Below are 20074 nucleotides of genomic sequence, written 5' to 3' on the forward strand. Positions count from 1 at the left end.
TCCGCGCGGTGTCGGGGTTGGAAGCAATGAAGCATCGGCGTCGCCGGTCTGCCTGGAGGTCGGGTTTCCTGCGCAAGCGGGGGCGCGTGCAGGGCGCGGAGCCGGTGGCCGATGAAATGCCGTTGCGCGCACCGCTGTACGGCACCGAGCGGATGGAGCGGCATGGGCGGCACCTGGCGGGCCATCACGAGGTCAGCATGCGGCCGCATGCGGACTTGCTGCTGGAGCGGCTCAGCGACAACCAGCGGGTGCTGGACCTGGCCTGCGCGACGCTGACCGAGGCGGCGCAGGCGAACCGGCGGCTGACGCCGGCGGCGGATTGGCTGCTCGACAACATCTATCTGATCCAGGAGCAGATCGCGATCGCGCGGCGGCACTTGCCGCGGGGTTACAGCCGGGAGCTGCCGCGGCTGATCAACGGCGTTTCGGCGGGTCTGCCGCGGGTCTACGACATTGCGCTGAACGCGATTTCGCACGGCGACGGCCGCATCGATGCCGAAAGCCTCGGCCGCTTCGTGGCGGCCTACCAGACCGTCCGCCCGCTCCGGCTGGGCGAGTTGTGGGCGATCCCGATCATGCTGCGGCTGGCGCTGATCGAGAACCTGCGCCGGGTCAGCGTCGGCATCGTCGCCGGCCGCGAGGACTGCGATCTGGCCGACGCGTGGGCGGACCGGCTGACCGAAGTGGCCGAGTCGAACCCGAAGGACCTGGTGCTGGTGATCGCCGACATGGCGCGCTCGAACCCGCCGGTGGCGACCCCGTTCGTGGCCGAACTGGCGCGGCGGCTGCAGGGACAGAGCTCCGCGCTCGCACTGCCGCTGACCTGGGTGGAGCAATGGCTGGCCGAGAGCGGCCACACCATCGAGCAGATGGTGCAGGTGGAAGGCCAGCGCCAGGCCGCCGACCAGGTTTCGGTAAGCAACAGCATCGGCAGCCTGCGGTTCCTGTCGATGATGGATTGGCAGGAGTTCGTCGAGTCCAGCAGCGTGGTGGAAGCCTGCCTGCGCGAGGACCCCAACGGCACCTATTCGTTGATGGATTTCGCCACCCGCGACCGCTACCGCCACATGACCGAGCAGATCGCCCGGCGCGGCCGCCTGCAAGAGCTGGCAGTGGCGCAGATGGCGCTCGAGCTGGCACAGGCGGCCGCGGTGATGCACGGCGCGGACGACATCCGCGCGCATGTCGGCTACTACCTGGTCGATGCCGGCCGCGTTTCGCTGGAGCACGCGCTGTCCGCGCGCCCCACCGTCGACGCCTCGGTGCGCAGGACCGCGCGCCGGGTGCCGCTGCTGGCGTACACGGTGCCGATGGCGCTGATCGTCTTCTTCTTCACCCAGGGACTGGTGGTGGAGGCGGACCAATTCCTGCCGGGTGACGACTGGTTGTGGCCGGTGGGGCTGCTGGCGGTGATCGCCTTCAGCGAGCTCGGCGTGGCCTGCGTGAACTGGGGTGCGACCTTGCTGGCGACGCCGCGGACGTTGCCGCGCATGGACTACTCCGATGGCATCCCGGCGACGGCGCGCACGGTGGTGGCGGTGCCGACGATGTTCGGCAGTGTCGAGACGATACAGACGTTGATGGAGGCGCTGGAGGTGCGCTTCCTGGCCAATCGCGACCGCCACCTGCACTTCGTCCTGCTGAGCGATTTCTTCGATGCGCGGCAGGAGGTCCTGCCGCAGGACGGGGTGTTGCTGGCGGCGGCGCGGCAGGAGATCGAGGCGCTCAACGGGCGCTACGCGAACGGGCAGGGCGACATCTTCTTCCTGTTCCACCGGCCACGCGAATGGAACCCGCGCGAGCGGGTGTGGATGGGCCGCGAGCGCAAGCGCGGCAAGCTGTCGGCACTGAACGACTTCCTCCGCACCGGCGTGCGGGAGCCGTTCCTCAGCATCGTCGGCGATACCGCATCGCTGCAGGACGTGCGCTACGTCATCACCCTGGACACCGACACCAGGCTGCCGCGCGACGCCGGGCGCAAGCTGGTCGGCACCCTTGCGCATCCGCTGAACCGCGCCGGGTTCGATCCGAAGCGGGGCGTGGTGACGCGGGGCTACGGCATCCTGCAGCCGCGCGTGGGCATCAGCATGAGCGGCCAGGCGAGCTCGTGGTATGCGCGCCTGTATGGCAGCGAGCCGGGCATCGACCCGTACACGCGTGCGGTGTCGGACGTGTACCAGGACCTGTTCAGCGAAGGCTCGTTCGTCGGCAAGGGCATCTATGACATCGACGCGTTCGATGCCGCGCTCGACGAGCGCATCCCGCCCAACCGCGTGCTCAGCCACGACCTGCTGGAAGGCTGCTACGCCCGCGCGGGCGTGGTCAGCGACGTGCAGCTGTACGAGGACTATCCATCGCGTTACGCGGTGGACGTGAAGCGCCGCCACCGCTGGATCCGCGGCGACTGGCAGCTGCTGCCGTGGTTGCTGCCGTGGGTGCGGCGGGCGGACGGGCATTTCGAGCGCAATCCGCTGTCGATGCTGTCGCGCGGCAAGCTGGTCGACAACCTGCGGCGCAGCCTGGTGCCGGCTGCGACCACCGCGTTGCTGGTGCTGGGCTGGTGGCTGGCGCCCCAGCCGCTGGCGTGGACGCTGTGGGTGTTGTCGATCCTGCTGATCCCGCCGCTGCTGGCCTCGATGGTGGATTTCGTGCGCCGTCCGCCCGACCTGTCGCTGCGCGCGCACCTGCGCCATGCGCTGGCGATGACGCTGCGCAATTTCGTCCACGCGCCGTTGACCCTGGCCTGCCTGCCCTACGAGGCGGTGTTCAGCTTGGGCGCGATCGCGCGGACGTTGTGGCGGATGCTGTGGCGACGGCGCCTGCTGCAATGGAATCCGTCCAGCGAGGTGGAGCGCACGCTCGGCGACGGCGTGTGGGCATCGCTGCGCGGGATGTGGTCGGCACCGGTGTTCGCGCTGGTGGTCGGCATCGCGCTGGCGGTCGTGCGCCCGGCCGCGCTGGCGGTCGCGCTGCCGGTGCTGGCGTTGTGGTTCGTCTCGCCGTGGCTGATGTGGTGGCTGGGGCGTCCGCGCGTGGACGAGGTGGCGGCCCTGTCGCGCGACCAGATGCGGTTCCTGCGGCGCCTGGCGCGGCGGACGTGGGCGTACTTTGAAACCCACGTCACCCGCGACGACCACTGGCTGCCGCCGGACAACGTGCAGGAGCATCCGACCCTGATCGTGGCCCGCCGCACCTCGCCGACCAACATCGGCCTGTCCCTGCTGGCGGATCTGGCCGCCTGGGATTTCGGCTACGCGACGGTCGGCACGGTGATGGCGCGCTGCGGCAACACGCTGCGCACGATGGAGGCGCTGTCGCGCTACCGCGGTCATTTCTTCAACTGGTACGACACCCAGACCCTGCAGCCCCTGCCGCCGCATTACGTGTCCACGGTCGACAGCGGCAACCTCGCCGGCCACCTGCTGACGTTGCGGCAGGGCCTGCTGGCGCTGGCGGACGCGCCGCTGCTGCCGCCCGCGGCACTGCAGGGGCTGGCGGACACTCTGGACGTGTTGCGCGAGTCCGCCGGCGGGCTGCCGCCGGGTGAGGCGGTCACCGCCTTCCAGGCCGAACTCGATGCGGCGCTGGCGGATCCGCCGCACGATCCGGGCCGGGCGCTGGCGGTGTTCAGGCGCTTGCAGGCGCTGGCCCAGACCATCCACGAACACGTCGCCGGTGCGGATGCGGAAGAGACCGGCGAGATGGCGCACTGGGCGCGGGCGCTGCACGAACAGTGTGCAGCCGTGCACGAGGAACTGGTGTGGCTGGCGCCGTGGCTGGAGGATGCCACCGGGGCGGGCGATGCCCCGCTCAATGCGTCCAGCCCGCCGCACGACCTCACGCCGGGTGACATCACGCGGCCGGGCATCCCGACCCTGCGGCAGTTGGCCGCCGGCCCGGAGCCTGTCGCGGCCGAGCGCGCGCAGGAACGCATCGTCGAACTGGCCCGTCTGGCGCACGTCGCCGGCCAGTGCGCGCAGTTCGACTTCGGCTTCCTCTACGACCCGGCGCGGCGCCTGCTGGCGATCGGCTACAACGCCGAGGAGCACCGTTGCGACCAGGGGTTCTACGACCTGCTCGCATCGGAGGCGCGCCTGTGCACTTTCGTCACCATCGCCCAGGGGCAGTTGCCGCAGGAGACCTGGTTCGCGCTGGGCCGGCTGCTGACCGAGGTCGACGGCGAACCGACCCTGCTGTCGTGGAGCGGCTCGATGTTCGAGTACCTGATGCCGCAGCTGGTGATGCCCACTTACCGCGGCACGCTGCTCGACCAGACCGCGCGCAACAGCGTGCAGCGGCATATCGAGTACGGCCGCCAGCGCAATGTCCCGTGGGGCATGTCGGAGTCGGGCTACCAGTTGTTCGATGCGCGGATGAACTACCAGTACCGCGCGTTCGGCGTGCCCGGGCTGGGCCTGAAACGCGGACTCGCGCAGGATCTGGTGATCGCGCCGTACGCCAGCATGATGGCGCTGATGGTCGCCCCCGAGGCGGCCTGCGAGAACCTGCAGCGGCTGACGCGCAAGGGTTTCGGCGGCCGGTTCGGCCTGTACGAGGCAATCGATTACACCGCCGCGCGGCTGCCGCCCGGGCAGGAGCACGCGGTGATCCGCTCGTTCATGGTCCATCACCAGGGCATGGGCCTGCTGGCGCTGGCCTACCTGCTGTGCGACCAGCCGATGCAGAAGCGGTTCATGGCCGACCCCGAGTTCCAGGCCACCTCGTTGCTGTTGCAGGAGCGCATTCCTCGCACCGGGCTGCTGCACCCGCACGCGGCGGAAGTGGCCAGTGCCGGTCGACGCTCCGAGGCCAGCGAGATCGAGCTGCGGATCTTCCGCGACCCCGGCCTGCTGCGGCCCGCGGTGCAGATCCTCTCCAACGGCCGCTACCACGTGATGGTCAGCGGGGCCGGCGGCGGTTACAGCCGCACCAACGAGATGGCGGTGACGCGCTGGCGCGAGGACGGCACCCGCGACCACTGGGGCAGCTTCTGCTACCTGCGCGACCTGGACGACGGCGAGTTCTGGTCGGCCGCGTTCCAGCCCTGCCTGGTGCCGGTGGACGGCTACGAGGCGATCTTCTCGGACGCGAAGGCCGAGTACCGCGGGCGCAAGCGCGACTTCGACATGCACACCGAGATCGCGGTCTCGCCCGAGGACGACATCGAGCTGCGCCGCCTGCGCATCACCAACCGCTCCGGCGTGGCGCGCAGCGTCGAGATCACCAGCTATGCCGAGGTGGTGCTGGCCCCGGCGATCGCCGACGAACTGCACCCGGCCTTCAGCAACCTGTTCGTGCAGACCGAGCTGCTGCGCGACAAGCAGGCGATCATCTGCACCCGCCGTCCGCGCGGGCACGACGAGGTGTCGCCGTGGATGTTCCACCTGCTGGCGGTGCATGACGCGGACGTGGATGCGATCTCCTACGAGACCGACCGCGCGCGCTTCGTCGGCCGCGGCAACGACCTGCAACGGCCGCTGGCGATGACGGCCACCGCCGCGCTGTCCGACAGCGACGGCTCGGTGCTCGATCCCATCGTCGCGGTGCGTTGCCGGATCACCCTGGCACCGGGGCAGACGGCCAGCATCGACATGGTCACCGGCGTGGGCGTCTCGCACGAATCCTGCGCGGGGCTGATCGACAAGTACCGCGACCGCCGCCTGGCCGACCGCGTGTTCGACCTGGCATGGACGCACAGCCAGGTCGTGCGCAACCAGATCAATGCGACCCAGGCCGATGCCCAGCTGTACGAGCGCCTGGCCGGGCTGGTGCTGTATGCCAACCCCGCCCTGCGGGCCGACTCCACCGTGTTGCGGCAGAACCGGCGCGGCCAGTCGGGCCTGTGGGGGCAGGCGGTGTCCGGCGACCATCCGGTGGTACTGCTGCAGATCGCCGACGCCGCCAACATCGAGCTGGTGCGCCAGCTCGTGCAGGCGCACGCGTACTGGCGGCTGAAAGGGCTGGCGGTCGACCTGGTGATCTGGAACGAGGACCAGGCCGGCTACCGCCAGCAGTTGCAGGACCAGATCATGGGCCTGATCGCGGCCGGGGTGGAGGCCCACGTGATCGACCGGCCTGGCGGCATCTTCGTGCGCCCGACCCACCAGATATCGCAGGAAGACCGCATCCTCATGCAGGCGGTCGCGCGGGTGGTGCTCAGCGATGCGCACGGCAACCTGTACGAGCAGCTGGGCCGCCGTTCCCCGCCGCCGCCGGTGGTGCCGCTGCTGCTGCCGGCGCCAGTGCAGTACGAGCTGATGCCGCGTGAGGGCGAGGGCGAGGGCGAGGTTGAGGCAGCCGATGCAAGCGCGCCGCCGCACGACTCCTGGCCGTTCGATGCGGCCGGTCCGGAGCGTGTCCTCGGCAACGGCATCGGCGGCTTCTCGCCCGACGGCCGCGAGTACGTGATCGAGCTGGCGGACGGACAGACCACGCCGGCGCCGTGGTCGAACGTGCTGGCGAACGCGGAGTTCGGCTGCGTGGTGAGCGAGAGCTCGCCGGGCTACACCTGGGGCGAGAACGCGCACGAGTTCCGCCTGACGCCGTGGCACAACGACCCGGTCAGCGACACGGCGGGCGAGGCGTTCTACCTGCGCGACGAGGACACCGGCCACCTGTGGTCGCCGATGGCGCTGCCCCGCCGCGGCACCGGCAGCTACCGCACCCGCCACGGCTTCGGCTACAGCGTCTACGAGCATGTCGAGGACGGCATCGCCAGCGAGCTGTGGATCTACGTGGGCCTGCAGGACGCGGTGAAGTACAGCGTGCTCAAGCTGGCCAACCGCTCCGGTCGCCCGCGCCGACTGAGCGCCACCGGCTACGTGGAATGGATCCTCGGCGACCTGCAGGCCCGGACCCGGATGCACGTGGTCACCGAGGTCGATGGCGACAGCGGCGTGCTGACCGCGCGCAATGCCTACAACACCGAGTTCGAGGGCCGGGTCGCGTTCTTCGACACCGATGCCCGCGAGCGCAGCATCACCTGCGACCGGGTCGACTTCATCGGCCGCAACGGCAGCCTGCGACACCCCGCCGGGTTGTTGCGCGAGCACCTGTCGGGGCAGCTCGGCCCGGGTCTGGACCCGTGCGCGGCGATCCAGGTGACGCTGGATCTGGATGTCGGGCAAACCACCGAAACCGTGTTCCGGCTCGGCATGGGCCGCGACTGGGGCGAGGCGGTGTCGCTGGCGCGCGCCTGCCGCGGCGTCGACGCGGCCCACGACGCGCTGGACGCGGTGCGCATGCACTGGTCGCGCACCTTGGGCACGATCAAGGTGGAAACCCCGGAGCCCGCCTTCGACGTGCTGGCGAACGGCTGGCTGATGTACCAGACGATCGCCTGCCGCTTCATGGCGCGCAGCGGCTATTACCAGTCCGGCGGCGCGTACGGCTTCCGCGACCAGCTGCAGGACTCGATGGCGATGGTGCACGCCGAGCCGGCGCTGGTACGCGGCCATCTGCTGCTCAGCGCCGCGCACCAGTTCCCCGAGGGCGACGTGCTGCACTGGTGGCACCCGCCGCTGGATCGCGGCGTGCGCACGCGCTGCTCGGACGATTACCTGTGGCTGCCGCTGGCGACCTGCCGCTACGTCGAAGCCACCGGCGATGCCGGCGTGCTCGATGAGCTGGTGGCCTACATCGAGGGCCGGCCGGTCGGCCCGGACGAGGAGTCCTACTACGACCTGCCGATGCGCTCGATGCTGCGCCAGAGCCTGTACCAGCACTGCGTGCGCTCGCTCAAGCGCGGGCTGGAGCTGGTCGGCGAACGCGGGCTGCCGCTGATCGCCACCGGCGACTGGAACGACGGCATGAACCGGGTCGGCGAGCGCGGCAAGGGCGAAAGCGTCTGGCTCGGGTTCTTCCTGTACGAGGTGCTGAGCCGCTTCAGCGCGGTGGCGCGCCGGCACCGCGACGAGGCGTTCGCCGAGCATTGCCTGGAGGCGGCCGAACAGTTGCGGCAGAACCTCGAGCAGCACGCCTGGGACGGCGACTGGTACCGGCGCGCGTGGTTCGACAACGGCGCGCCGCTGGGTTCCAGCCGCAGCGACGAATGCCGGATCGACTCGATCTCGCAGAGCTGGGCGGTGCTGTCCGGCGCCGGCGACCCGGCCCGCACGCGGCAGGCGATGGCATCGCTGGACCGCTACCTGGTGCGCCGCGATGCCGGCCTGATCCAGTTGCTGGACCCGCCGTTCGACAAGACCCCGCAGGACCCCGGCTACATCCGCGGCTACGTGCCCGGCGTGCGCGAGAACGGCGGCCAGTACACCCATTCCGCGGTCTGGGCGACGATGGCGTTCGCGCAGATGGGCGACACCGCCCGCGCGTGGGAACTGATGCGGATGATCAGTCCGGTCAGCCACGGCGGCAGCGCCGAGGGCATGGCGGTCTACAAGGTCGAGCCCTACGTCATGGCCGCCGACGTGTACGCGGTCGCGCCGCATGTCGGACGCGGCGGCTGGACCTGGTACACCGGCTCGTCGGGCTGGATGTACCGGCTGATGGTCGAATCGCTGCTGGGCGTGCGGCGCGAGGCCGACCGCCTGCACATCACCCCGCTGTTGCCGGCGGAGTGGCCGGAGTTCCGCCTGCGCTACCGCTACCGCGACACCGAGTACGCGATCCACGTGCAGCACGCGAGCGGGGACCAGCCCTCCCGCCTGCAACTCGATGGCGAGCCGCAGGCGGGGTTGAGCATCGACCTGCAGGACGACCGCATCGCCCATGCGGTGGAGGTGTGGGTGGGCACGGAACGTCGGGACAACCGGGCGCAGGGCGTGGGATGAAGGCCGCCGACGGGAACACACCCTCCTGACGATGCCGGCATGATGGGGCTCGCCTCACCACGTCAGGGTTGAACCGGCGATTCGGGAACTGCAGCGTCACGGTGCCCGGCCAGCCGCCATCGGCGCACGCGAAAAAGCCGCCGGTATCCATCGGCGGCCGGGTGACCGGCGGTATCGATCGCCGGTTTGCCTTACGGTATGCGGTTCCCAACGAATGCCGGGCATGCATGAAACGTCTTTCTGGTGTCGTCGCCATATTGATGCTGGTCCTCATCGCCGGTTGCACCAGCACGCCGGTCCGCAATCCACTCGCGCAGTGGCACGGCTCGCCGAATCACGAGCCGCGGCGCGCACGGATCATCGTGCTGCACCACACCGCGATGGACAGCGCCGAAGGCGCGCTGCGGACCCTGCAGACGCGCAACGCCGGAGGGCCGGTGAGCTCGCATTACCTGATCGGTGATGACGGCCGCCGCTACCAGCTGGTGGCCGACGACGCGCGCGCCTGGCACGCGGGCAGCAGCCGCTGGTCGGGTATCGGCGACCTCAATTCGTATTCGATCGGCATCGAGCTGGACAACGACGGCCGCGAGCCGTTCAGCGAGCCGCAGATCCAGTCGCTGCTGGTGCTGCTGGCCGACCTGACCGGGCGACTGGGCATCCAGCCGCATCTGGTGGTGGGCCATGGCGATGTCGCGCCCACGCTCAAGGACGATCCCAGCGTGTGGTTCCCGTGGCAGCGCCTCGCCCAGGCCGGTTTCGGGCTGTGGCCGCGCGAGGTGCTTGGTACACCACCGGTCGGCTTCGATCCGTGGCTGGCACTGCGCGTGGTGGGCTACGACCTGCGGGATCCGGAAGCCGCGCTGGTGGCGTTCCACCGGCATTTCCGCGGCAACGAGGCGCGCACCTGGCAACCGGGCGATGCCGAGATCCTGCACGACCTGCAATTGCAGTTGATGGACATGCCGGCGGTGCCGGGGCCCTGACCGCCTTGGCGGGCCGCGCAACGCGATGCTGCCACGCAGCAACGGCAGGCCCATGACGGCGGATCAAGCGGCGGATAAACAGGCGCGTCGGTGAAGGCTTCGTAATGCGGTCGTGAGGGTCGCGTCAATCGCGGTCCTGCTTATCGCCGGTACAGCGCGGCGGAGGAAAGTGGTGCCGTGTCACGGGGATCCGCCACCACCAGCAGGAGCCTGTCGATGAACTCACAACCTCTATCGCGCCACCACCCCGCGCCGATCCGCGTCCTCCCTGTGCTTGCGGCAACCCTAGGGTTGATGGCTGTCACCGGCGTGGCCTGGTCCGCGCCGCCGGCCGCGGCCGCAACGGCGGCCCAGGACCGGACCAGCCGGCAGCTCGAGGTCATGGAACAGGAAGTGTCGCCGCCGCCGGTGAACCCGACCGACATCGATCGCGACAACCCGGACAACCCGTGGAGTGCACTGGACACCGATGGCGATGGCCGCATCAGCCGTGAGGAGGGCGATGTCGATCCTGATTTTTCCGCCAACTTCGACATGGTGGATACCGATCGGGACGGCTACATCAATCGCACCGAAATGGACGCGCGCGACGCGGTCGAGGACACCCCGGAGCCGGAAGAACAGGACGAGTACTGATCCGCGGCTGACACAGACAGCCGCTGCAGACAGCCGCCTCTGTATCAGAGCAGGTGCATCCGCCCCGGATCGGGACCCAGCGCAGCGCTCCGCGTTCAGTCGGCCTTGCGGCGGAACCGGTACAGCCCGGCGCCGACCAGCAGCGCGATCGCGCCGGCGACCAGGTTTGCCCTGCTCGCGCTCGCCAGCAGGGCCAGCGACATCAGCGTCGCGACCACCGGAATGAGCGGCCCGCCGGGCAGTCGCAGCGCCTGCGGCCGGTCGCCGTAGCGCTTGCGCAGCACCAGCACCGACATCGAGGTGCCGATGTAGGTCGACAGCCGCGCGACCATCGACAGCAGGGCCAGTTGCACGAACGAGCCGGTCAGCGCCAGCGCCAGCGAGATTGCTCCGAGCACGATGATCGCCACCGCCGGGGTGTGGAAACGGGGGTGGATGGCGGCCAGTGAGCGCGGCCCGTATCCGTCCACCGCCAGCGCATGCAGGTAGCGCGGGCCGAGCATGATCGTGTTGCTGTTGGTGCCCAGGATCGACACGGTCGCACCGACCGTCAGGATCAGCGCGAGGGTCGGCCCGCCAAAGCGCGCCGCCGCATCGGCCAGCGGCGTGGTGGACTGCGCCAGCCCCGGCAAGGTGCCCAGCGCGACCCATTGCACTGCGGCGTAGATCGCCGTCACCACGACGATCATCGTCACCAGCGCGAACGGAATGTCGCGACGCGGGTTGCGGTATTCGCCCGCCGCGGCGGGCAGGTTCTCGAAGCCGGCGTAGGCGAACAGCAGCAGCAACGCGGCCTGGCCGAGGTCGCCCAGCGGGATCGCGCCCAGTTCGTCCAGGCGGATCGGCGGCATCGCGCGCGCCGGATCGACGAAGAACGCGCCGACCGCGATGAACATCGCCAGCGGCACCAGCTTCGCGATCGCCAGGCCGACGCCGGTGCGTGCGGCCGCGCGCACCCCGACCACGTTGATCCAGGTCAGCGCGACCAGCGAGCCGACCACGATCGCGATGCGGGTCAAGCCGGTGGCCGCCGCGGGCCAGAAGTGGGTCACCGCCTCGGCCAGCCCGTTGCTCAGTGCCGCCGCGCTGGCGACCCGGGTCAGCGACAGCATCCAGCCGACCTCGAAGCCGATGAACGGGCCGAACGCTTCGCGCGCATACAGATAGCCGCCGCCGGGCTGGTCGAAATAACTCGCGGCCTGGGCGTAGCACAGCACCAGCAGGCTGACCGCCACGCCCGCCAGCACGATCGCCCACAGGCTGGCGGGGCCCAGCAGCACGGCCGCCGCTGCCGGCAACAGGTAGATGCCGCTGCCGACCACGTCGTTGATCGACAGGCCGACCAGTTGCCAGCGACCCACCGCCCGCACCAGCTGGCCGGAACCGGCCGGCGAGGGCGGGTGCGCGACGACGTCGACGGGAGGCGGCGAGGTGGGCTGGCTCAAGGGCGTTCCGGCGTGATGGAGACTGCCCGGAGGTTAACGCGTCAGGCGGCCGGCGGTGCGAGACGGAGCAACCGGCCCTTGGGGCCGTCCTCCAGCAGATAGATGTCGCCATCCGGGCCCTGTTCGACCTCGCGGATGCGCGCGCCCATGTCGAACCGTTCGGCCTCGTGCGCGCCCTGGTCATCGAACACGACCCGCACCAGCGCATTCGACGACAGGCCGGAGATCAGCGCATCGCCCTGCCAGGCGGGGAACTTGTCGCCGGAGTAGAAAATCATGTCGCTGGGAGAGATCACCGGCGTCCAGCTGATCGCCGGTGCGCTGAACTGCGGCTGGGTGTCGTGGTCCGGGATCGGGCGGCCGTCGTAGTGATCGCCGTTGGAGACGATCGGGTAGCCGTAGTTGGCGCCGCGCTCGATCCGGTTCAGTTCATCGCCGCCCTTCGGGCCCATTTCCACTTCCCACAGCTCGCCCTTGGCGTTGAAGGCGATGCCCAGCGGATTGCGGTGGCCGAGCGACCACACCTGCGCCGCCACGCCGCCCTGGTCGGCGAACGGGTTGTCGGCCGGCACGCTGCCGTCCGCGTTGAGGCGGACGATCTTGCCCAGGTTGGACTGCATGTCCTGCGCCGGATCGAATTTCTGCCGCTCGCCCGAGCTGATCCACAGATGGCCGTCAGGGCCGAACGCGATGCGGTGGCCGAAATGGCCGCGCCCCTGCACCTTGGGCACCTGTCGCCAGAGCACCTTCAGATCAGCGAGCCGGGCGCCGCCCTGGTTGTCGACGACCAGTTTCGCGCGCGCGACCGCCGCGCCGCGGGTATCGTGATCGCCGGCTTCGGCATAGCTCAGATAAACCAGTTTGTTGCGTGCGAAATCCGGATGCGCGACCACATCGCCCAGTCCGCCCTGGCCGCCGGCATCGACCTCGGGCACGCCGCTCACATCGATGGATTTGCCACCCGGTTCGAGCAGCTTGAGCGTGCCGTTCATCTCGGTCACCAGCAGCCGCCCGTCACCCGGCAGGAAGGCCATCGCCCAGGGCTTGTCGAAGCGCGCGAGCTCGCTCACCACGAACGGCCGGCCATCGGTCACGGCGGCGCCGGCGGTAAGGTCGGCGGCCTGGGAGTCGGCAGGCGCGCTGCTGCCGTTGCCGGGGCTGCAGGCGGAAAGCAGGGCCACCGCGATGGTGGTCAGCAGGCGAGCATGCATGGGAATCCTCAGATGACGGTGGCGGCCTCGAACGGTAACGCCTTCGCGCCGGCACTGACAATGTAAGGCTCGGCGGAGGTCAGCAGTTCCTTCGGCGCGTCGATCACGACCAGGATGTTGCCGGCCTCGATTTCATCGTGGAACTTGCGTCGCACCGGGTCGGGCATCGTGGAGCCGACCAGCGCCGAGCTCAGGCTGCCGATCGCCGCGCCGGCGAGCGTTGCCGCAGCGACGCCGATCATCGTCATGCCCAGCGGCGGGATGGCGACCAGCACCAGCCCGGCCAGCAGGCCGGCGCCCGCGCCGTAGCCGGCACCGCGCCCGGCGGCGGGCAGCAGGTCGGTGTCGGCTTCCTTGCGATCGTCGGGGATCGATTCGATCTCGATGTCCGAACGCGCCACCAGCAATACGTTCCGGTCAGGAATGCCGGCGCCGATCGCGGCGTTCATCGCCGCCACGGCGGTAGGCAGGTCGGGTGTGCTGAATACATGTCGCAGCTTCATGGCTCACTCCCTTGGCAGGCGATGTGCATTGGAGGACAAGTGCGGTTGCGTGGCCTGCAAGCGTGGGTGGGATGCGGCCGCAAGCTTTGCGCCGGTGGGGTTACTCATGCGTGATGAGGCATACGCTGTCGCCGGGCCGATCTTCCGGCCTCCACCTGCACCCGGACCCCGGAGCCTTCCATGCTGCCCAGCATCCCCATCCACTGTCCGTGCTGCGGTGAGCCGATCGACCTGCTGGTCGATGACTCGATCGAGCAGCAGGACTACACCGAGGACTGCCCGGTGTGCTGCCGTCCCATCCGGGTGAGCGTCGTCATCATCGATGGCAGGCCGCAGGTGAGCGCGTCAGCCGAAAATGGTTGATGGCGGTTCCATGACCGTCTGTGCAGCCCGTGCAGGCATACTGCGGCGATGAAAAAAATCCGCATGATCGGCTTCGACGCCGATGACACCCTGTGGCGCAGCCAGGACTATTTCGACGCGGCCCAGAAGGAGTTCGAACGCATTCTCGGGGCCTGGGTCGATCTGGACGAAACCGCCCTGCAGGAGCGCCTGTACCAGGTCGAATCCGGCAACATCGGCATCTTCGGCTACGGCGTGAAAGGCATGGTGCTGTCGATGCTGGAGGCCGCGGTCGAGCTGACCGATGCGCGCATCAGCGCGGCCGACCTGCACCGCATCGTCGGCCTGGGCAAGGAACTGCTGCGGCATCCGGTGGAACTGCTGCCGGGCATCCGCGAGGCGGTGGAAGCGGTTGCACGCGATCACGCGATCGTGATGATCACCAAGGGCGACCTGTTCCACCAGGAGGCCAAGGTGCGCCAATGCGGCATGGCCGGGCTGTTCCGGCGGATCGAGATCGTCAGCGAGAAGGACACCGCCACCTACGCGCGGCTGCTGGCCGAGTTCGACCTGCAACCGGAGAGCTTCGTGATGATCGGCAACTCCGTGCGCTCCGATATCGTCCCGGTGCTGGAGCTCGGTGGCTGGGGCATCCACGTGCCCTACCACACCACCTGGGCGCACGAGTCCGCCGCGCGGGTCGATGCGGCGGATGCGTCGCGCTTCCGCCAGGTCGATTCCGCCGCGGCCCTGCCGACCGCCGTGGCCGAACTGGTAGCGGTCGCCGAAGCCGTTGCGTGACGCCACCGGCGCGCCATGGTGGCGTCTGTGGCCATCCACAACGCCCGCTTAGCGTGAGTGGCCCGTGAAAGAAATGTTGGAGGTTTGTTCAGCCGGCTGCGGGCATGGTCGTTTACAGAGCTGGCGTCGCCGGCGAACCAAAGGAGTAGTCCCCATGTCGATCGTGTCCCGTTGGCTGGCTCCCCTCATCCTTGCCGCCGGTTTCGGCGTGATCGCGCTGGCGCCGGCACCCGCTCAGGCCCAGAGCAGCAATGACCTGATCCGCGTGCTGGTCGATGTCGCCGACGTGATCTACCACAGCGGCCAGCCGTATTACCGCAACGGCAATTACGGCTACAACGACCGGCTGATCGTGGTGCGCGACCCGCGCGGCCAGCCCCGTTACTACCGCAACGTGCCGCGCAGTCATTACGTCAATGTCTATCGTCCCGCGCCGCCTATCTACCGCGGCAACGCCTATAGGCATGGCCATGACGTGAAGTGCAACAAGCACGGCAAGTGCAAGTCGAAGGTGAGCTATTACGATCCGCGCCATGACCGTGACCGCAACCACTGGCGTGACCGCGACCATCGCTACGGCGGCCGTCGCTGAACTTTCCACCGCTGATTCCCCGGCATCGCGATGCGATGCAGGAAACCAACGACGGCATCGCACCTGCGGTGCCGTCGTCATTTGCGCGCTGCGTCATGGCGCATGCCAGGCGATCGGGTAGCCTCCAGATCGCCACCTCGCCCGCCCTTGCGTGCTCCATCCACCAGCGAGATCCGCCATGAACCTGTCGTCGCGCCATGCCTCCCCGCTGTTTGCCATCGTGGCCGCCGCCGCGCTGATGGTCGTCGCCATGCCGGCCAGCGCCGCCGGATCGGTCGACTGCAAACTCACCTTCAACCTCTCAGGCTGGTCGGTGTTCTACAAGACCGGGTCGGGCAGCGGCACGGTGCGTTGCGACAACGGCCAGAGCATGGCGGTCAGGATCCGCACAAAGGGCGGCGGACTGACGTTCGGCAAGACCCGTATCGATAACGGCCGCGGCGAGTTTTCCGGCGTGCGCCGGATCGAGGACGTGCTGGGCACCTACGTCACCGCCGAGGCCCATGCCGGTGCCGGAAAATCGGCCAAGGCCCAGGCGATGGTCAAGGGCGACGTGGCCCTGGCGCTGGCGGGCAAGGGCGAGGGCTGGGACATCGGGGTCGCGTTCGGCAAATTCGTGATTTCGCGTTGACGGCTCTGTCAGACTGAACCAGAGCTTGGGTCCAAAGTGTCCAAGCCCATGATTTCAGAGCGTATTCACCCGTCGCCCACGAGCATCAGCAGTCGGTCGACAAGGTTCGGCACATATCCATCGGGAAGCTCATGATGATCAAACTCAAATCGCGGATGTTCGCGCTGGCGGCGGCAGTGTCGGCATTGGCCGGGACCGGACACGCGGTGGCGCAGGACTTCACCTTTGGCTGGAACCCGCGTACCGGCGATGTCTGGGTGGACAACTGGCTCGGCGATGTCAACCGTTACGGCAGTCGCTACCGGCAGCCGTTCGTCGACGAGATGGTGCGTTACTACGGTGCGCCGCGCGACCTGGTGAGCAGCTTGCTGATCGAACGCCACTGGGCGCCGGGGGACGTGTATTACGCCTGCGCGATCGCCCAGATCATCGGTCGCCCGTGCCGCTATGTCGTGGATGAGTGGGAGCGCGACCATGGCCAGGGCTGGGGCAGCGTCGCCAAGCGGCTGGGGATCAAGCCGGGCTCGGACGAGTTCCACCGCCTGAAGCGCGGGTTCGTGCCGACCTACGATCGCTGGGGACGGCCGATCCGGATCGACGAGGACCTGTATCCGCATTACCCGGCGCGGGCGAAGGCGATCAAGGCCCAGGGCAACGGCAATGCCCACCCCAATCCCGGCAACCGCGGAAAAGCGGTGGGCAACAACAACGGCCACGGCAACAAGGGCAAGTCCCAGGGCAATCAGGGCAAGAACAAGGGCAAAGGTCAGGGCAAGGGCAAGGACTGACGTGCCGCGACCGGGCTCTGGCGCGCACGCATGGTTGAAGCGGCCCGGATGCCATTCGTGGGCATCAACCCTCGCATCGGAAGTGCCCGGGCCAGCTACGTACAATGGCGGCCGATGATCGACACCCCCGCCATTGCACCCGCGCAGCTGCGCCTGTCCGTCGCCCCGATGATGGACTGGACCGACTCCCATTGCCGGGTCTTCCACCGGCTGCTGGCGCCGCATGCGCGCCTGTATTCGGAGATGGTGCACGCCAATGCAGTGATCCACGGCGACCGTGCGCGTCTGCTGGCGCTGGATCCGGTCGAGCATCCGGTCGCGTTGCAGCTGGGCGGCAGCGAGCCGGCGTTGCTGGCGCAGGCGGCGCGGATCGGGGCGGAGGCGGGCTTCGACGAAATCAACCTCAATTGCGGCTGTCCGTCCGACCGGGTGCAGGCCGGCCGGTTCGGGGCCTGCCTGATGCGCGAGCCGGCGCTGGTGGCCGCCTCGGTCGCGGCGATGGTGGAAGCCTGCGCGGCCGCGGACCGGAATGTGCCGGTCACGGTCAAGTGCCGGCTCGGGGTCGATGACGACCACGACTACGACCGCTTCCGCGCCTTCATCGACGAAGTGGCCGAGGCCGGCTGCCGGATGTTCGTGGTGCACGCGCGCAATGCCTGGCTGAAGGGCCTGTCGCCGAAGGAAAACCGCGAGGTGCCGCCGTTGCGCTACGACTGGGCATACCGGCTCAAGCGCGAGCGACCGGACCTGCAGGTGATCGTCAACGGCGGCATCGCCGATGCGGACGAGGCGACCGCACACTTGGCGCATGTCGATGGCGCGATGCTCGGCCGGGCCGCGTATCACGACCCCTATCTTTTGCATCGACTCGATGTGGCGTGGTTTGGCGGTGAACTGCGCTCGCGGGCGGACCTGTTGCGCGCGTTGCAGCCGTATGTCGAGGCGCAGCTGGCGCGCGGTGTGTTCCTCAAGCACATCGTCCGGCACCTGCTCGGCCTGTTCGCCAACGAGCGCGGCGGCCGCGCGTTCCGCCAGATCCTCAGCGAGGGCGCGCACAGGCCCGGTGCGGACTGGTCGTTGGTCGAGCGCGCGCTGGCGGTCACCGGATCCTTCCAGTCGGATCCCCTCCTTCCCGCGCGGGCTGCCACCGCATGATCACCCGTGACGTCAACGAGTTCCTCCAGCTCGCCCGCAACACCGCGCCGGACTTCGGCCCCGCCACGGCGCGTGCTGCGTTCATGGTCGCTCCCGACGGCTTCCAGCTCGCCGAGCAGTCCGCCGCCGACAACCGCTACATGGCCGAGGCGAGCGCATTCGACGCGGCGCGCGCCTCCGCCCAGCACCGCGAACTGCAACGCGCGCTGTCGCAGGTGATCCCGACGATCTGCTTCGCGGGCGATCCGGAAACCCCGGACGCGCTGTTTCCCAACAACGTGTTCGCCACTGCGCGGGTGGAGGGCGTGCCGCGCTACGTGGTCGGCCGGATGCGCCATCCGGTGCGGCAACGCGAGGCTACGCGTGCGGATATCCGCCGCTTCTTCGCCGACACGCTGGGGTACGCCGCGGTCGACCTGTCGACCCAGCCGCATCCCTGCGAACTGACCGGCGCGCTGGCCATCGACCGCGCGCGGGGCGTGGGCTTCGCCGGGCTGTCCGAACGTTGCGACGAGCAGGGCGCGCGGCTGATGCATGAGGCGTTGGGCCTGCGCGCCACGTTGATGTTCGACCTGGCGCCCGGCGAGTACCACACCAACGTCGTGCTGGCCGTGCTGGCCGGGCGCGCGGCGATCATCTGCCCGCGGGGATTTGCCGATCCCGCGGTGGTGGCCGGCATCGGCGCGCTGTATGCGCCGCACGCGATCCTGCTGTCGCCGGCCGAGCATGCGGCGTTCGCCGGCAATGCGATCGCGCTGTCGGACGACGCGGTGTGGATGAGTGCGCATGCCGGCCGTTCGCTGGACGGCGCGACGCGTGCGGCGCTCGCTGCGGCCGGGTTCGATCTGCGCACGGTGGAGCTGGATGCGATCGAGGCCGGCGGCGGCTCGTTGCGCTGCTGCGTGGGCGAGATTTTCTGAGCGTGCCGAGCGGCGCGTGACGGGTACTCTGAACGGCAGGTCGAATGTAAAAGAAAAGTTCAGACCGGATTCACTGCCTCGTCTCGAGAATGAACAGCCAACTTCCCGCTGTCCGCCCCGGAGTGTCATGCCCACCCGCTCTGCCGCCACGCTCGTCTCGTTGATGCTGTTTGCCGCGACCACGGCAACGGCGGGTGATGCCGTGGCGCAGCGGACCCGCGACAAGGCACGCCAGCCCGATCGCGAGCTGGTCGAGCGCCGCTCTTCCGGCAATACCCCCGCCAGCCCCGCACGGCCGCAGCGTAGCCACGACCGCAATGCCGACCACCGCGCGCTGTCCGATGCGGTGCGTCGTGTCGAGCGACGCACCGGCGGCCAGGTACTGAGCGCCGAGCGGGTGCCGTACGATGGTCGCGACATCAACCGCATCAAGATCGTCGATTCCAGCGGCCGGGTGCGGGTGTATGTCGACGATCCTCCCCGTACGACGCAGGAAATTCCGGCCCGTACACGCCGCGACGACAACTGAACCCTCACCTTTGTTGCCATGCTCGCCTGTTCAGGGGAGCCGACAGACAGTCCAAGGAGTATCCATGCGAATCCTGCTGGTGGAAGACGAAGCGCCGTTGCGCGAAACCCTCGCGGCACGCCTGAAGCGTGAAGGCTATGCGGTGGACGCCGCGCAGGATGGCGAGGAAGGCCTGTACATGGGCCGCGAAGTGCCGTTCGACCTGGGCATCATCGACCTGGGCCTGCCGAAGATGTCGGGCATGGAACTCATCAAGGCATTGCGCGAGGAAGGCAAGAAATTCCCGGTGCTGATCCTCACCGCGCGCTCGAGCTGGCAGGACAAGGTCGAGGGCCTCAAGCAGGGCGCCGACGACTACCTGGTCAAGCCGTTCCATGTCGAGGAGCTGCTGGCGCGGATCAATGCGCTGGTGCGCCGTGCGGCGGGCTGGAGCAAGCCGACCCTGGAATGCGGACCGGTCACCCTGGACCTGGCGGCGCAGACGGTGAGCGTGCACGGCGCCAACGTCGACCTGACCAGCTACGAATACAAGGTGCTGGAATACCTGATGATGCATGCCGGCGAACTGGTCTCGAAGGCCGACCTGACCGAGCACATCTACCAGCAGGACTTCGATCGCGATTCCAACGTGCTGGAGGTCTTCATCGGCCGCCTGCGCAAGAAGCTCGATCCGGAAGGCGCGCTCAAGCCGATCGAAACCGTGCGTGGCCGCGGTTACCGCTTTGCGATCCCGCGCAGCGGCGAATAAG

Annotated in this window: 15 protein-coding genes; 12 read left to right on the forward strand and 3 right to left on the reverse strand. The window is 68.9% G+C overall.

Annotation, left to right across the window (positions count from 1 at the left end; all coding sequences use genetic code 11):
- Positions 1 to 26 precede the first annotated feature (26 nt).
- The 3 genes from N792_RS01180 to N792_RS01190 all read left to right on the forward strand — a co-directional run bounded on the left by N792_RS01180 (position 27) and on the right by N792_RS01190 (position 10408).
- A complete protein-coding gene (locus tag N792_RS01180) occupies positions 27 to 8786 on the forward strand; it encodes a glycoside hydrolase family 94 protein (protein ID WP_036191688.1) in 8760 nt (2919 codons plus the stop codon).
- Between the two features lie 227 nt (positions 8787 to 9013).
- Positions 9014 to 9772: an N-acetylmuramoyl-L-alanine amidase gene (locus N792_RS01185; protein WP_036191691.1), complete on the forward strand. Its 759-nt coding sequence runs from the start codon at positions 9014 to 9016 to the stop codon at positions 9770 to 9772.
- A gap of 294 nt (positions 9773 to 10066) precedes the next feature.
- A complete protein-coding gene (locus tag N792_RS01190) occupies positions 10067 to 10408 on the forward strand; it encodes an EF-hand domain-containing protein (protein ID WP_036191693.1) in 342 nt (113 codons plus the stop codon).
- 95 nt (positions 10409 to 10503) lie between these two features.
- Here the strand turns inward: N792_RS01190 and N792_RS01195 are convergent, their stop codons facing one another.
- From N792_RS01195 to N792_RS01205, 3 genes are all read right to left on the reverse strand, one after another.
- Positions 10504 to 11781: an APC family permease gene (locus N792_RS01195; protein ID WP_036192307.1), complete on the reverse strand. Its 1278-nt coding sequence runs from the start codon at positions 11779 to 11781 to the stop codon at positions 10504 to 10506.
- Positions 11782 to 11894: 113 nt separating this feature from the next.
- Complete coding sequence (locus N792_RS01200) at positions 11895 to 13064, reverse strand: PQQ-dependent sugar dehydrogenase (RefSeq protein WP_036191695.1); 1170 nt, start codon at positions 13062 to 13064, stop codon at positions 11895 to 11897.
- Between the two features lie 8 nt (positions 13065 to 13072).
- Entirely contained in the window at positions 13073 to 13567 is a 495-nt protein-coding gene (locus tag N792_RS01205; protein ID WP_036191698.1) for a hypothetical protein, read from the reverse strand.
- A 180-nt stretch (positions 13568 to 13747) separates the two neighbouring features.
- Here N792_RS01205 and N792_RS01210 point away from each other — a divergent pair, with 180 nt between their 5' ends.
- From N792_RS01210 to N792_RS01250, 9 genes are all read left to right on the forward strand, one after another.
- Positions 13748 to 13930 (forward strand): CPXCG motif-containing cysteine-rich protein, encoded by a 183-nt coding sequence (locus N792_RS01210; RefSeq protein WP_036191700.1) that lies wholly within the window; start codon positions 13748 to 13750, stop codon positions 13928 to 13930.
- 48 nt (positions 13931 to 13978) lie between these two features.
- Entirely contained in the window at positions 13979 to 14710 is a 732-nt protein-coding gene (locus N792_RS01215) for an HAD family hydrolase (RefSeq protein ID WP_036191702.1), read from the forward strand.
- A 154-nt stretch (positions 14711 to 14864) separates the two neighbouring features.
- Positions 14865 to 15302, forward strand: coding sequence for a hypothetical protein (locus tag N792_RS01220; RefSeq protein WP_036191705.1), 438 nt, complete (start codon positions 14865 to 14867; stop codon positions 15300 to 15302).
- A gap of 178 nt (positions 15303 to 15480) precedes the next feature.
- Entirely contained in the window at positions 15481 to 15933 is a 453-nt protein-coding gene (locus N792_RS01225; protein WP_036191708.1) for a hypothetical protein, read from the forward strand.
- A gap of 134 nt (positions 15934 to 16067) precedes the next feature.
- Positions 16068 to 16721 carry a hypothetical protein gene (locus N792_RS13310; protein ID WP_156969250.1) on the forward strand — a complete coding sequence of 218 codons (654 nt, stop codon included), beginning with the start codon at positions 16068 to 16070 and terminating at the stop codon, positions 16719 to 16721.
- Between the two features lie 48 nt (positions 16722 to 16769).
- A complete protein-coding gene (gene dusA, locus N792_RS01235; RefSeq protein WP_425478834.1) occupies positions 16770 to 17876 on the forward strand; it encodes a tRNA dihydrouridine(20/20a) synthase DusA in 1107 nt (368 codons plus the stop codon).
- Complete coding sequence (locus N792_RS01240; RefSeq protein WP_036191710.1) at positions 17873 to 18796, forward strand: arginine deiminase-related protein; 924 nt, start codon at positions 17873 to 17875, stop codon at positions 18794 to 18796. Before dusA ends, N792_RS01240 begins: the two co-directional genes overlap by 4 nt.
- Before the next feature lie 127 nt (positions 18797 to 18923).
- Positions 18924 to 19325: a PepSY domain-containing protein gene (locus N792_RS14135; protein WP_224743898.1), complete on the forward strand. Its 402-nt coding sequence runs from the start codon at positions 18924 to 18926 to the stop codon at positions 19323 to 19325.
- Positions 19326 to 19389: 64 nt separating this feature from the next.
- Complete coding sequence (locus N792_RS01250) at positions 19390 to 20073, forward strand: response regulator transcription factor (RefSeq protein WP_036191712.1); 684 nt, start codon at positions 19390 to 19392, stop codon at positions 20071 to 20073.
- Position 20074 lies beyond the last annotated feature (1 nt).

It is taken from the genome of Lysobacter concretionis Ko07 = DSM 16239, assembly GCF_000768345.1.
Classification (GTDB): Bacteria; Pseudomonadota; Gammaproteobacteria; order Xanthomonadales; family Xanthomonadaceae; genus Novilysobacter; species Novilysobacter concretionis.

Excerpts from the sequence above, each read along its gene's own strand:
- N792_RS01180 (WP_036191688.1), top strand. The coding sequence starts at position 27 with ATGAAGCATCGGCGTCGCCGGTCTGCCTGGAGGTCGGGTTTCCTGCGC.
- N792_RS01185 (WP_036191691.1), top strand. The coding sequence starts at position 9,014 with ATGAAACGTCTTTCTGGTGTCGTCGCCATATTGATGCTGGTCCTCATC.
- N792_RS01190 (WP_036191693.1), top strand. The coding sequence starts at position 10,067 with ATGGCTGTCACCGGCGTGGCCTGGTCCGCGCCGCCGGCCGCGGCCGCA.
- N792_RS01200 (WP_036191695.1), bottom strand. The coding sequence starts at position 13,064 with ATGCATGCTCGCCTGCTGACCACCATCGCGGTGGCCCTGCTTTCCGCC.
- N792_RS01205 (WP_036191698.1), bottom strand. The coding sequence starts at position 13,567 with ATGAAGCTGCGACATGTATTCAGCACACCCGACCTGCCTACCGCCGTG.
- N792_RS01210 (WP_036191700.1), top strand. The coding sequence starts at position 13,748 with ATGCTGCCCAGCATCCCCATCCACTGTCCGTGCTGCGGTGAGCCGATC.
- N792_RS01215 (WP_036191702.1), top strand. The coding sequence starts at position 13,979 with ATGAAAAAAATCCGCATGATCGGCTTCGACGCCGATGACACCCTGTGG.
- N792_RS01220 (WP_036191705.1), top strand. The coding sequence starts at position 14,865 with ATGTCGATCGTGTCCCGTTGGCTGGCTCCCCTCATCCTTGCCGCCGGT.
- N792_RS01225 (WP_036191708.1), top strand. The coding sequence starts at position 15,481 with ATGAACCTGTCGTCGCGCCATGCCTCCCCGCTGTTTGCCATCGTGGCC.
- N792_RS13310 (WP_156969250.1), top strand. The coding sequence starts at position 16,068 with ATGATCAAACTCAAATCGCGGATGTTCGCGCTGGCGGCGGCAGTGTCG.
- dusA (WP_425478834.1), top strand. The coding sequence starts at position 16,770 with ATGCCATTCGTGGGCATCAACCCTCGCATCGGAAGTGCCCGGGCCAGC.
- N792_RS01240 (WP_036191710.1), top strand. The coding sequence starts at position 17,873 with ATGATCACCCGTGACGTCAACGAGTTCCTCCAGCTCGCCCGCAACACC.
- N792_RS14135 (WP_224743898.1), top strand. The coding sequence starts at position 18,924 with ATGCCCACCCGCTCTGCCGCCACGCTCGTCTCGTTGATGCTGTTTGCC.
- N792_RS01250 (WP_036191712.1), top strand. The coding sequence starts at position 19,390 with ATGCGAATCCTGCTGGTGGAAGACGAAGCGCCGTTGCGCGAAACCCTC.